Below are 13,254 nucleotides of genomic sequence, written 5' to 3' on the forward strand. Positions count from 1 at the left end.
GAGCGCCTATCGCCGACCGTGACCATACGGTGTCCTAGGGCCTGATTGACCGGATCGCGGCGGAGACGCACCGGGGATTCCCGCTACGGTGAACGGGTGCCACTGGTCGCCGCCGCCGTCTGCCCACATCCGCCCCTGCTCGTGCCCGAAGTGGCCGGTGCCGCCGCCAGCGAACTGGACGACCTGCGGTCGGCCTGCGATCTCGCCGTCGGCCGGCTGCTGGCGACCGGCCCGGAGGTGGTGGTGCTGCTCGGCGTCGGCCCGGTGACCGGCCCGGTCCAGCCCCCGGCCACCGGCTCGCTCCAGCCGTGGGGCGTCGACCTGGACGTGCCCCTGGTCCCCGGCCAGCCGGACCGCGGCGCCGTGCTGCCGTTGAGCCTGACCATCGGCGCGTGGCTGCTGTCCCGGCATGGGCCGACGACGGCCGGGCAGGCGACCGCGACGCGGGTGGCGGCCGGGCCCGAGACCGCAGCGCAGGTGACCGCCGTTCAGGTGGCCGCCGACGCCGGGCCGGTCGAGGTGGCCGCGCTCGGCGCCCAGGTCGCCGCCGCCGGCGACCGGGTGGCGCTGCTGGTGCTCGGTGACGGGTCGGCCTGCCGGGGCCAGCAGGCTCCCGGGTACGACGACCAGCGCGCTCTCCCGTACGACAAAGGGGTCGCCACGGCCCTGGCCGAGGCGGACCTGGACGCCCTGCGCGACCTGGACCCCGGTCTGTCGGCGCAGTTGAAGGTCGCCGGCCGGGCGGCGTGGCAGGTGCTCGCCGACGCGGCCCGCGTCGGCGGCGGCGGGTGGCGCGGCGAGTTGCTGCACGAGTCGGCGCCCTACGGGGTGGCCTACTTCGTGGCGTCCTGGGAGCGGATGTGACAGTCGTCGCGGTGGTGGGGCCGACGGCGGCGGGCAAGTCGGCGCTGAGCATCGCGCTCGCGCACGCCCTCGACGGTGAGGTGGTCAACGCCGACTCGATGCAGCTCTACCGGGGCATGGAAATCGGCACCGCGAAGCTGACCGTCGACGAGCGGGACGGCGTGCCGCACCACCTGCTCGACATCTGGGAGGTGACCGAGCCGGCCAGCGTCGCGGAGTACCAGCGGCTGGCCCGTGCGGCGGTGGACGACATCCTGTCCCGGGGGCGGGTGCCGCTGCTGGTGGGTGGCTCGGGGCTGTACGTGCGGGCGGTGCTGGAACGCTTCGAGTTCCCGGGCACCGACGCGGCGCTGCGGGAACGGCTGGAACGCGAGTTGGCCGAGGTCGGGCCGGCGCCGCTGTACGCCCGGCTGCGTGCCGTCGACCCGGTGGCCGCCGAGGGCATCCTGCCGGGCAACGGCCGGCGGATCGTCCGGGCGTTGGAGGTGATCGAGCTGACCGGCGCGCCGTTCGCCGCGTCGCTGCCGCAGCCCACCCCGTACTACCCGTCGGTGCAGCTCGGCGTCGACCTCGACACCGGCCTGCTGGACGAGCGGATCGCGCTGCGGGTGGACCGGATGTGGGCCGACGGGCTGGTCGACGAGACCCGCGAGCTGGTCGGCCGGGGCCTGGCCGAGGGGCGGACGGCGAGCCGGGCGCTCGGCTACCAGCAGGTGTTGCGCCTGCTCGACGGCGAGCTGACCGAGGAAGAGGCGCACGACGAGACGGTCCGGGCCACCCGGCGGTTCGTCCGCCGGCAGCGGTCCTGGTTCCGGCGTGATCCCCGCATCCAGTGGCTCGACTCGGCCGCGCCGGACCTGATCGAGGCCGCCCTGCACCTGGTGCCGGCTGCTGCGCGATGATGGGATCGTGGAGTTCACCAAGGGGCACGGCACCGGCAACGACTTCGTCCTCCTGCCCGACCCGGACGGTCAGCTCGACCTGACCCCGGAGCTGGTCGCGGCGCTCTGCGACCGGCGTCGCGGCATCGGCGCGGACGGCGTACTGCGGGTGGTCCGCGCGGCCAAGCATCCTGACGGCGCCGGCCAGGCCGGCGAGGCCGAGTGGTTCATGGACTACTGGAACGCGGACGGCTCGTTCGCCGAGATGTGCGGCAACGGCGCCCGGGTCTTCGTGCGCTACCTGCTCGACACCGGGCTCGCCACGCCCGTCGGCGCGGCGTTGCCGGTGGCCACCCGCGCCGGCGTCGTGCGCGCGCTGGTCGAGGGCGGCGCGGTCTCCGTCGAGATGCGCAGACCCCGGATGTACGACGAGTCGGCCGCCACCCTGGGTGGTCTGACCCTGTCCGGCACGGTCGTGGACGTCGGCAACCCGCATCTGGTGTGCGTCCTGCCCGGTGGCGTGGAGTTGTCCGCGCTGGACCTGACCGTCGCGCCCGAGTTCGACCCGGCGGTCTTCCCGGCCGGCGTGAACGTCGAGTTGATCGTGGCGGGCGACCCGGTCGGCGACACCGACGGGCACAGCCTCATGCGGGTGTACGAGCGCGGCAGCGCCGAGACCCTGTCCTGCGGCACCGGCGCCTGCGCGGTGGCGGCCGTGGTCCTGCGTGACGCCGGCCGGGACACCGGTGTGGTGGCGGTGGACGTCCCCGGCGGCCGCCTGACCGTAACGGTCACCAAGGACTCCTGCTGGCTCTCCGGCCCCGCAATCCTGGTAGCAACCGGCCAGGTAACCCTCCCCACCCCAACCCCCTAACCCCCCCAACCCCACCCCACCTGCCTCCGGGCCCTTCGCACGTGTTGATCAAGAGGTTCGCGTCAAGAATCGCACCGATTCTGACGCGAACCTCTTGATCACCGGGGAAGTCGAAGCGGGGGCCGGGCGGGGGAGGGGGCTAGGTGGGGGTTTAGGGGGTGGCGCTGGCGGTGGCGGCGATTTCGGGGAGGTCCGCCGGGCCGGGGTCGGCGGCCGGGAGCGGGCTCGGGTTGTGCGCGGCGGCGCGGACGGCGGCGGCGACCGCCGGGGCCACCCGGGAGTCGAAGACGCTCGGCACGATCACCGTCGGGTTGATCTTGTCCTCACCGACGACGTCGGCGATGGCCCGCGCCGCGGCGATCGCCATCTCCTCGGTGAACTCCTCGGCGTGCGCGTCCAACATGCCGCGGAACACCCCGGGGAAGGCGAGCACGTTGTTGATCTGGTTCGGCTGGTCCGAGCGGCCGGTGGCGACCACCGCGGCGTGCTTGCGCGCCTCCCGCGGGTCGACCTCCGGGTCGGGGTTGGCCAGCGCGAAGACGATCGCGTCCTTCGCCATGCCGGCGATGTCGTCGCCGGTGAGCAGGTTCGGGGCGCTGACCCCGATGAACACGTCGGCGCCCCGGATCGCCCCGGGCAGGTCGCCCGAGTAGTTCTCCTTGTTGGTGTTCTCCGCCAGCCACTGCCAGGCCGGGTTGAGGTCGGTCAGGCCGCGGTGCAGGGCGCCCTGGCGGTCGTACGCGATGATGTCGCCGACGCCCTGACGCAGCAGCAGCTTCATGATCGCGGTGCCGGCCGCGCCCGCGCCGGAGACGACCACCCGGACGTCCGAGAGCTGCTTGCCCACGACGCGCAGCGCGTTGGTCAGCGCGGCCAGCACGCAGATCGCGGTGCCGTGCTGGTCGTCGTGGAAGACCGGGATGTCCAGCGCCTCGCGCAGCCGGGCCTCGATCTCGAAGCAGCGCGGCGCGGCGATGTCCTCCAGGTTGATTCCGCCGTACGCGGGCGCGATCGCCTTGACGATCTGCACGATCTCGTCGGTGTCCTGGGTGTCCAGCACCACCGGCCAGGCGTCGACCCCGCCGAAGCGCTTGAACAGCGCGGCCTTGCCCTCCATCACCGGCAGCGAGGCGGCGGGGCCCAGGTTGCCCAGGCCGAGCACCGCCGAGCCGTCGCTGACCACCGCGACGGTGTTGCGCTTGATGGTCAGTCGCCGGGCGTCCGCCGGGTTCTCGGCGATCGCCATGCAGACCCGGGCCACCCCCGGGGTGTACGCGCGGGACAGCTCGTCACGGTTGCGCAGGGCGACCTTCGAGGTCACCTCGATCTTGCCGCCGAGGTGCAGGAGGAACGTCCGGTCGGACACCTTGCGCACGTCCACGCCGTCCAGCGTCCGGAGCGCGTCGACCACCTGGTCGGCGTGCTTGGCGTCGGCGGTGTCGCAGGTCAGGTCGACGATCACGTGGGTCGGGTCCGAGTCCACCACGTCCAGCGCCGTGACGATCGCTCCGGCTTCGCCGACGGAGGTGGTGAGCCGACCGATCGAGGATGCGTCCGCGGTCACGGCGATCCGGATGGTGATCGAAAATCCGGCGCTCGGCAGTCGGGTGATGGCCACGGGATCCCTCCGTCACGGCTGTGCGGCCGGTCGGCCGCCGCCTGAGCATTTCTACCGGGTTGTGGAGGTCGACTGGTATTCGCCCCCGCTTTTGGCGACCTCCAGCACGGGCATATAGCAGGTGCGCTGGGCGTTGTGACGTGTCAGGATTACGTTCTACTTATCAAAACGGACAGGAGAACCGCTTGCGAGACCAGGAGAACTTCGTCCCCGTCGAGGACGAGTTCGACGATGTCACCACCGGCGAGCTGGACCTGTCGGAGCGGCAGTCTCTCCGGCGCGTCCCAGGCCTCTCCACCGAGCTCAGCGACGTCACCGAGGTGGAATACCGCCAGCTTCGGCTGGAGCGGGTGGTCCTGGTGGGCGTCTGGACCGAGGGCACGGTGACCGACGCGGAGAATTCCCTGACCGAGCTGGCCGCGCTCGCCGAGACGGCGGGCTCGCAGGTGCTCGAAGGGCTGATCCAGCGTCGTACGCGACCCGACCCGGCCACCTACATCGGTCGCGGCAAGGTCGACGACCTCGGCGCGGTGGTGCTCTCCACCGGCGCCGACACGGTCATCTGTGACGGCGAGTTGTCCCCGTCGCAGCTGCGCAACCTGGAGCAGCGCACCAAGGTCAAGGTCGTCGACCGCACGGCGCTGATCCTCGACATCTTCGCCCAGCACGCCAAGAGCAAGGAAGGTAAGGCGCAGGTCGAGCTGGCCCAGCTCGAATACCTGCTGCCCCGACTGCGCGGTTGGGGTGAGACGCTGTCCCGCCAGACCGGTGGTTCCGGTCGCGGCGGCGGCGCCGGCGGCGGTGTGGGTGTCCGTGGTCCCGGTGAGACCAAGCTGGAGACCGACCGGCGGCGCATCCGGCACCGCATCTCCCGGCTGCGTCGCGAGATCAAGAGCATGAAGACGGTACGCGTCACCAAGCGTGCCCGTCGTACCCGCAACTCGGTGCCCGCCGTGGCCATCGCCGGCTACACCAACGCCGGCAAGTCCAGCCTGCTCAACCGGCTGACCGGCGCGGGCGTCCTGGTGGAGAACGCGCTGTTCGCCACGCTGGACCCGACGACCCGCAAGGCCACCGCCTCGGACGGGCGGCTCTACACGCTCTCCGACACGGTCGGCTTCGTACGGCACCTGCCGCACCAGATCGTCGAGGCGTTCCGCTCGACGCTGGAGGAGGTCGCGGAGGCCGATCTGGTGGTGCACGTCGTCGACGGCACCCATCCGGATCCGGAGGAGCAGGTGCGGGCGGTGCACGAGGTGCTCGCCGAGGTGGGCGCGGACCGGCTCCCCGAGCTGCTGGTGGTCAACAAGACCGACGCTGCCGACGAGGACACGCTGCTGCGGCTCAAGCGCCTCTGGCCGGACGCGATCTTCGTCTCGGCGCACTCCGGTCGGGGCGTCGACGGGTTGCGCGCGGCGATCGAGGAGCGGCTTCCGCAGCCCGCCGTGGAGGTGCGGGCCGTCCTGCCGTACGACCGGGGGGACCTCGTGTCCCGGGTGCACCGTTCGGGCGAGGTGCTCAGCACGTCGCACCTGGCGGAAGGCACTCTGCTGCACGTCCGGGTCAGCGCGGCGCTCGCCGCCGAGCTGGCGCCGTACGACGTGGCGCCCAAGGGCGAGGCGGTCGGCAGCCGGCCTTGAGCGGCCCCGGCGTCATCCATCCGAAACGCGCGGCATGCGACACTGGCCGAATGCGCCGCGTTGTTTCCTCGGTCACGGTTGCCCTCGGCCTGTTCGGGGCAACCGTGGCGCTGGCCGGAGTCGCCGTAGCCGCTCCCGCTCCCGTGTCATCCCAGCCGCTCGCCGCGGTCGCCGGCAAGAAGCGCTGTACGGTCACCGACGAGCGCCTGCGGGAGCTGTCCGGCCTGGTCGCGACCAAGAGCGGTTACATCGTCATCAACGACGGCACCGAGGTCGACTCGCGGAAGCGGATCTTCTTCCTCGACAGCAAGTGCAAGGTCGCCAAGGATGCGGTCCGCTACTCGGGTTCGGGGCCGTTCGACACCGAGGATCTCGCCGTCTCGCCGAAGGGCGACACCCTGTGGATCGGTGACATCGGCGACAACGCCACCAGCAAGGAGCGGCGGACGCGGATCGCGGTCTGGACGATGCCGATCGCCGGTAACAAGCAGCCGGTGCTGCACCGGCTCTCCTACCCGGAGAACAAGCCCCGTGACGCGGAGGCGCTGCTGGTGGGGGCCGACGGCCTGCCACTGATCATCACGAAGGTGGCGAAGGGCAACTCGGAGATCTTCACCCCGTCGGCGAAGCTGAACAACGGCGACACCCCGCCGGTGCCGATGAAGAAGGTCGGCGAGATCAAGCTGCCGAAGACCACCACCGAGAATCCGCTGAGCGTCTACGGGCGGCTCGCGATCACCGGCGCAGCCCGATCGCCGGATGGCACCCGCGTCGTCGTCCGTACCTACGCGGACGCCTTCGAGTACGACGTCACCGACAACGACATCGTGGGAGCGCTCACCACCGGTAAGCCACGGGTGACGGCGCTGGCCGACCCGTTCGGCGAGGCGATCTCCTACACCCCGGACGGCAAGTCCTTCGTGACGGTCTCCGACGCCGGTCAGTTCGCCGCCGACGAGCCGGTCGACATCCTGAGCTACACGCCGTCCACCAGCGCGGCCGAGCCGTTGGCGGCGACCGCGGGCGACAAGCCGGCGGCCAAGAAGTCGTGGATGGACGGGCTCAGCTTCACCGATATCACCTATCTGGTGGGCGCGGTCGGCGTACTCGGTCTGCTGCTCGTCGGCGCCGGCATCTTCGGCATCGTGCGCGCCCGCCGTCGACCGCCCGCCGCCGACGATTCGGCGGACGACGCCGACGACCGCGCTGGCACGCCCGGGGCCGACCGTGTTCCGCCGGGCGGCGGCCGTCCCAACGCCGGCGTGTACGGCGGCGCAGCAGCCAGCGGCGGGGTCTACGGCGGCTCCGGCCGGGGCGGTGCCGCTCCCGCTGGCGGTGCTGTCTACGGCGGCGGAGGCGAACGCCCCAGCGGCGGGGGTGGACGTCCGGCCGGTGCTGGGGGTGGGCGTCCAGCCGGCCCGGCAGGAGGCGGTTACGGCGCTGCCCGGCCCGGTGGGGCTGGCGGCGCTCCGGCCGGCGGCGGTGTGTACGGCGGCGGCCGTGCCGGCGGTCCCGGAGGGGGCCGGCCCGGTGGCGGTGGTGGCCGGCCGGGCGGCGGTGTGTACGGCGGCGGTGGCCAGCCCGGCGGCGGTCAGCCCGGCGGCGGTCAGCCCGGCGGTGGTCGAGCCGGCGGTGGTCGGGCCGAGCCGCCGCGCCGCGGTGGGCAGGAGCCGGACTACCGGGCTCAGCGGCCCGGTCGCCGACGTGAGGATGACGCGCCCGTCGACCCGTACGGGCAGTATCCCGGCGGCGGTCGTGGCCCTCGGGGCGACCGCTACTGACGCGATCGGCGTCACCTGGCCGCACTGCGACGGTTCTGCCGGATTGCCCGGTCAGCAGGGGGCGAACGGTCGAGCGACGCGGGTGAGCGCCGACGGCACCCACCCGCGTGTCGGTCAGATCCGGCGGAGTACCGCGACGACCCGGCCCATGATGGTGGCGTCGTCACCGGCAATCGGGTCGAAGGCCGGGTTCTGCGGCATCAACCAGACGTGCCCGTCCCGGCGACGGTAGGTCTTGACGGTCGCCTCGCCGTCGAGCATGGCGGCCACGATCTCACCCGAGTCGGCGGTCGGCTGCTGCCGCACGACGACCCAGTCGCCGTCGCAGATCGCCGCGTCGAGCATCGAGTCGCCCTTGACCTGGAGCATGAAGACCTCGCCCTCGCCCACCAGCTCGCGGGGGAGGGGGAAGATGTCCTCCACGGCCTGTTCGGCGAGGATCGGTCCACCGGCGGCGATCCGGCCGAGCATCGGCACGTACGCCGGGGTGGGCCGTTGGGCGCGGGACAGCTCGTCGTCGATGGCTTCGCTGGGCGCGCGGACGTCCACGGCGCGCGGTCGGTTGGGGTCGCGTCGCAGGAAGCCCTTCTTTTCCAGCTCCTTGAGCTGGTAGGCGACGCTCGACGGGGACACCAGGCCGACCGCCTCGCCGATCTCCCGGACGCTCGGCGGGTAGCCGTGCCGCTCCACCCAGGTGCGGATGAACTCCAGGATGCGGCGCTGGCGGGCGGTCAGGTCGACCGTCGCCGGGTCGGGGAAGGCGCTGACCACCGGTGTGACCGGGCGCACGGCGGGCTGACCCGTCCGGCTGCGCGCGGCGGTGCGGCGTCGGGTGGCCGGCGGGCCCGCCTCGGTAATCTGCTGCGGGCTCTTCGGCCGGCTGGCCCGGTCCTCGGTCACGTCCGTCCTCCCTGGTCGGCGCTGGGTGCCTCGTCGGCTCGTGGTGCGTGCGGTTGTTCCTGACCGTATAGGTGAGATCGGTCATTTTCAAACATCTGTACGACCTCTCACCGGCGTGTCGGGGTGAAAAACCACTCTCCTCGTACGGATGTTCTGATAAATGGTACGTCGAGTAGCACGCGTGTTCGATTGTTGCCCGATTCCGGTCGCGCTCGGGGTGGGCGGCCGGTAACCCAGGCGGGGTGTCGGCGTTGGTCTCGCGGGGGGTGGACGACGCCGATGGTCCGTGACGCGCCGGACACGCCGGTCAACTTGACCCGGGTTCGTCGGCGACATACCGTCGACCCCTAGATGTAGTAGTGACACGGGCGTAAGTTGCCCACAGGTTGGGTCTGACTACCGACCGCACTCCCGTAGGGTCGATCACAGCGGGCGCCATGAGCGCATGGCACCGTTGCGGCGGCCTGTGCCCGGGTGTGTCCGGTACGACGCGATTGATCATGATTAGGGGGTCCGCGATGCGGTGTCCGTACTGCCGGCACGCCGACTCCCGGGTGGTCGACTCGCGGGAGGCCGACGACGGTCAGCTCATCCGGCGGCGGCGTTCCTGCCCGGAGTGCGGCAAGCGGTTCACCACGGTCGAGGAGGCGGTCCTCGCGGTCGTCAAACGCAGCGGGGTGACCGAGCCGTTCAGCCGCACGAAGATCATCGGCGGGGTGCGCAAGGCGTGCCAGGGCCGGCCGGTGGACGACGACTCACTCGCGCTGCTCGCGCAGCGGGTGGAGGAGACGGTCCGGGCCAAGGGGGCCGCCGAGATCCCCAGCCACGACGTGGGCCTGGCGATCCTGGGTCCGCTGCGCGACCTGGACGAGATCGCCTACCTGCGGTTCGCCAGCGTCTACCGCTCCTTCGACTCGCTCGCCGACTTCGAGCGCGAGATCGAGACGCTGCGGGCTGCGGCGCGAGCCCGGGAGCAGGGTCGGGCCGACGCGGTCGAGGCCGCCGGCCGTACCAACTGAGACTTCACTGTTTTTCCGAGAGATCAGGACGCGCGGTGGGTGACCGCGCAGACGAGGGGGGCGACGGCGTGACAACGAGCCGTTCACGGAACAAGGCAGGCGCGGGGCTGAAGATCGAGCGCGTGTGGACGACGGAGGGGGTCCACCCGTACGACGAGGTCTCGTGGGAGCGCCGGGACGTCGTGATGACGAACTGGCGGGACGGCTCGATCAACTTCGAGCAGCGGGGCGTGGAGTTCCCGGAGTCGTGGAGCGTCAACGCGGCGAACATCGTCACCACGAAGTACTTCCGGGGCGCGGTGGGGACCCCGGAGCGGGAGTGGTCGCTCAAGCAGCTCATCGACCGGGTGGTGAGCACGTACCGCACCGCCGGCGAGGAGTACGGCTACTTCGCCAGCCCGGCCGACGCCGAGATCTTCGCGCACGAGCTGACCTGGATGCTGCTGCACCAGGTGTTCAGCTTCAACTCGCCGGTCTGGTTCAACGTCGGTACGCCGTCGCCGCAGCAGGTCAGCGCCTGCTTCATCCTGGCCGTCGACGACTCGATGGACTCCATCCTCGACTGGTACAAGGAGGAGGGGCTGATCTTCAAGGGCGGCTCCGGCTCCGGCGTCAACCTGTCGCGCATCCGCTCGTCCCGTGAGCTGCTCTCCTCCGGCGGCAACGCCTCCGGCCCGGTCAGCTTCATGCGTGGCGCGGACGCCTCGGCCGGCACCATCAAGTCCGGCGGTGCCACCCGGCGCGCGGCCAAGATGGTCATCCTCGACGTGGACCACCCGGACATCCAGGAGTTCGTGGTCACCAAGGCGCGCGAGGAGGACAAGATCCGCGCGCTGCGCGACGCCGGGTTCGACATGGACCTCGGCGGCTCCGACATCGTCAGCGTGCAGTACCAGAACGCCAACAACTCGGTCCGGGTCTCCGACGAGTTCATGTCGGCGGTCGAGAACGGCAAGGGTTTCGACCTGCGCGGTCGGCTGGACGGCGCGACGATCGAGACCGTCGATGCCAAGAACCTCTTCCGTGCCATCTCCCAGGCCGCCTGGGAGTGCGCCGACCCGGGCCTGCAGTACGACGACACGATCAATGACTGGCACACCTGCCCGGAGACCGGGCGGATCACCGCGTCGAACCCGTGCTCGGAGTACCTGCACCTGGACAACTCCTCGTGCAACCTGGCCTCGCTCAACCTGATGAAGTTCCTCCGCGCCGACGGTGGCTTCGAGGTGGAGAAGTTCGTCAAGTCCGTCGAGTTCGTCATCACCGCGATGGACATCTCGATCTGCTTCGCCGACTTCCCGACCGAGAAGATCGGCGAGACGTCGCGCGCCTACCGGCAGCTCGGCATCGGCTACGCCAACCTCGGCGCCCTGCTGATGGCCACCGGTCTGCCGTACGACTCGGAGCAGGGCCGCTCGGTCGCTGCCGCGATCACGTCCCTGATGACCGGTACCGCGTACCGGCGCTCGGCCGAGCTGGCCGGGGTCGTCGGCGCGTACGACGGCTACGCCCGTAACGCCGAGCCGCACAAGCGGGTCATGCGCAAGCACGCCGCCGCCAATGACGAGATCAAGCCGACCAGCCCGGTGGCCACCGCGATCGTCCGTGAGGCGACCAAGCAGTGGACCCAGGGCAACAAGATCGGTGACAAGAACGGTTGGCGTAACGCGCAGGCCAGCGTCCTCGCCCCGACCGGCACGATCGGCTTCATGATGGACTGCGACACGACCGGCGTGGAGCCGGACCTGGCGCTGGTCAAGTTCAAGAAGTTGGTCGGCGGCGGCTCGATGCAGATCGTCAACCAGACCGTGCCGCGCGCCCTGCGCAGCCTCGGCTACCCCGAGGAGCAGGTCGAGGCGATCGTCGAGCACATCGCCGATCACGGCCACGTGGTGGACGCCCCCGGCCTGAAGCCGGAGCACTACCCGGTCTTCGACTGCGCGATGGGTGAGCGGACCATCGCCCCGATGGGCCACGTCCGGATGATGGCGGCCATCCAGCCGTTCGTCTCCGGCGCCATCTCCAAGACGGTCAACATGCCGGAGGCGGCCACCGTCGAGGACGTTGAGAAGATCTACTTCGAGGGCTGGAAGCTCGGCCTCAAGGCCCTGGCGATCTACCGGGACAACTGCAAGGTCGGCCAGCCGCTGTCGGTGGCCAAGAAGAACAAGGCCACCGAGCCGGCCACCGTCGAGACCACGACCGCCGCGCCGGCCGCGGTGGAGAAGGTCATCGAGTACCGGCCGGTGCGCAAGCGCCTGCCGAAGAAGCGCCCGTCCGAGACGGTCAGCTTCTCCGTCGGTGGTGCCGAGGGTTACCTGACCGCGTCGTCCTACCCGGACGACGGCCTCGGCGAGGTCTTCCTCAAGATGTCCAAGCAGGGCTCGACCCTGGCCGGCGTGATGGACGCCTTCTCGGTGGCCATCAGCATCGGCCTGCAGTACGGCGTGCCGCTGGAGACGTTCGTCAGCAAGTTCACCAACATGCGCTTCGAGCCGGCCGGTATGACCGACGACCCGGACGTGCGGATGGCGGCCTCGGTGATGGACTACATCTTCCGTCGCCTGGCGCTGGACTTCCTGCCCTACGAGCGCCGCGCCGAGCTGGGCATCTTCACCGCCGGTGAGCGGGCCGCCCAGTTGCGGGCCGAGGCCGACGCGGAGGCCGCCGCCGTCACCGGTGCGGATCTCACCGCGATGGCGTCCTCCGCGCCGGTGGAGGCTCCGGCCAAGACCGAGGCCGTCGCCCAGCCGGCCCAGGAGATGGCCGACGTGGCCGCCGCCAAGCCGGTGACGAGCGTGGGTTCCAGCACCGAGCTGCTGGAGGCCGTGATCGGCAAGGCCGCCGACGCGCCGCTCTGCTTCACCTGCGGTACGAAGATGCGCCCGGCCGGTAGCTGCTACGTCTGCGAGGGCTGCGGCTCCACCAGCGGCTGCAGCTGACGTACGCCCCAGCGCTGCCCCGGCCTCTGACCCGAGGTCGGGGCAGCGCTGTTTGCGAGGCTCAGTTCCGGTTCGGGAGATGTCCGCGAAGCTGGGCGTTGTCAGCCGAATTCGATCTCCACCGCAGTGGGCACGGAGGTTGGTTGCCGGCCGGGGAGATGCGAGGCTCGCCGCGTGACTTCTCCCCTCGCGCGTCGCGTCTACGAAACGTGTCACCTGACCGGGTCGTTCCGCCTGCGCTCCGGTCAGACGAGCGAGGAGTACTTCGACAAGTACCTGTTCGAGGCGCAGCCCGGCCTGTTGCGGGAGGTGGCCGAGGCGATGGTCGCCCTGCTGCCCGAGTGTGACGTGCTGGCGGCGATGGAGATGGGCGGTATCCCGATCGCCACCGTGATGTCCCAGTTGACCGGGCTGCTGACCGCCTTCGTCCGCAAGCAGGCGAAGGAGTACGGCACCGGCAAGGCCGCCGAGGGCGCTCCCGTGGACGGCCGGCGGGTCGTGGTGATCGAGGACGTGGTCACCACCGGCGGCGCCTTGCTCGCGTCGTGTCGGCAGTTACGGGCCAACGGCGCGACAGTCGACTCGGTGATCTGTGCGATCGACCGCGAGCAGGGCGGGCTGGAGAATCTGGCCGCCGAAGGGCTGCGGTTGCGCGCCGCCCTGACCCGTCGCGATCTGGAACTCGCCCTGCCGGGCTGAGTGGCCTGACAAGGCGGCTGCGTGAGCCAGTTCCTG

At 71.1% G+C, this 13,254-nt stretch carries 9 protein-coding genes and 1 pseudogene; 8 read left to right on the top strand and 2 right to left on the bottom strand.

Translation table 11 applies throughout. The annotated features are described in order from the left end of the window. Positions 1-96: 96 nt before the first annotated feature. From AB0B55_RS29415 to dapF, 3 genes and pseudogenes are all read left to right on the top strand, one after another. Complete coding sequence (locus AB0B55_RS29415) at positions 97-864, top strand: hypothetical protein (RefSeq protein ID WP_357122635.1); 768 nt, start codon at positions 97-99, stop codon at positions 862-864. Then, positions 864-1,766, top strand: a pseudogene (miaA, locus tag AB0B55_RS29420) (tRNA (adenosine(37)-N6)-dimethylallyltransferase MiaA); the annotation flags it as partial. The gene AB0B55_RS29415 and the pseudogene miaA, both read left to right, overlap by 1 nt. Positions 1,767-1,773: 7 nt before the next feature. Beyond that, complete coding sequence (gene dapF / locus AB0B55_RS29425; protein ID WP_357122638.1) at positions 1,774-2,619, top strand: diaminopimelate epimerase; 846 nt, start codon at positions 1,774-1,776, stop codon at positions 2,617-2,619. A 151-nt stretch (positions 2,620-2,770) separates the two neighbouring features. Here the strand turns inward: dapF and AB0B55_RS29430 are convergent, their stop codons facing one another. Beyond that, on the bottom strand, positions 2,771-4,237 hold the full coding sequence (locus AB0B55_RS29430) for an NAD-dependent malic enzyme (RefSeq protein WP_355053250.1): 1,467 nt from the start codon (positions 4,235-4,237) through the stop codon (positions 2,771-2,773). 185 nt (positions 4,238-4,422) lie between these two features. On the opposite strand from AB0B55_RS29430, the gene hflX reads away from it, so the two are divergent. Next, positions 4,423-5,877, top strand: coding sequence for a GTPase HflX (gene hflX / locus AB0B55_RS29435; RefSeq protein WP_357122642.1), 1,455 nt, complete (start codon positions 4,423-4,425; stop codon positions 5,875-5,877). 50 nt (positions 5,878-5,927) lie between these two features. After that, on the top strand, positions 5,928-7,658 hold the full coding sequence (locus tag AB0B55_RS29440; protein ID WP_357175234.1) for a hypothetical protein: 1,731 nt from the start codon (positions 5,928-5,930) through the stop codon (positions 7,656-7,658). A 114-nt stretch (positions 7,659-7,772) separates the two neighbouring features. Here AB0B55_RS29440 and lexA read toward each other — a convergent pair whose 3' ends face one another. Further along, on the bottom strand, positions 7,773-8,558 hold the full coding sequence (gene lexA / locus AB0B55_RS29445) for a transcriptional repressor LexA (RefSeq protein ID WP_355053253.1): 786 nt from the start codon (positions 8,556-8,558) through the stop codon (positions 7,773-7,775). Positions 8,559-9,076: 518 nt separating this feature from the next. Between lexA and nrdR the strand changes: the two genes are divergently transcribed. From nrdR to pyrE, 3 genes are all read left to right on the top strand, one after another. Next, a complete protein-coding gene (gene nrdR / locus AB0B55_RS29450) occupies positions 9,077-9,577 on the top strand; it encodes a transcriptional regulator NrdR (protein WP_355053254.1) in 501 nt (166 codons plus the stop codon). A gap of 35 nt (positions 9,578-9,612) precedes the next feature. After that, on the top strand, positions 9,613-12,519 hold the full coding sequence (locus tag AB0B55_RS29455) for a vitamin B12-dependent ribonucleotide reductase (protein WP_357175237.1): 2,907 nt from the start codon (positions 9,613-9,615) through the stop codon (positions 12,517-12,519). Between the two features lie 174 nt (positions 12,520-12,693). Then, entirely contained in the window at positions 12,694-13,218 is a 525-nt protein-coding gene (gene pyrE / locus AB0B55_RS29460) for an orotate phosphoribosyltransferase (protein ID WP_357175240.1), read from the top strand. Positions 13,219-13,254: the final 36 nt, after the last annotated feature.

This window comes from Micromonospora sp. NPDC049107 (assembly GCF_040648595.1).
GTDB lineage: Bacteria > Actinomycetota > Actinomycetes > Mycobacteriales > Micromonosporaceae > Micromonospora.

What these genes read in the sequence shown, in the direction of transcription:
- AB0B55_RS29440 (WP_357175234.1), top strand. Translation starts at nt 5,928, where the DNA reads ATGCGCCGCGTTGTTTCCTCGGTCACGGTTGCCCTCGGCCTGTTCGGG.
- nrdR (WP_355053254.1), top strand. Translation starts at nt 9,077, where the DNA reads ATGCGGTGTCCGTACTGCCGGCACGCCGACTCCCGGGTGGTCGACTCG.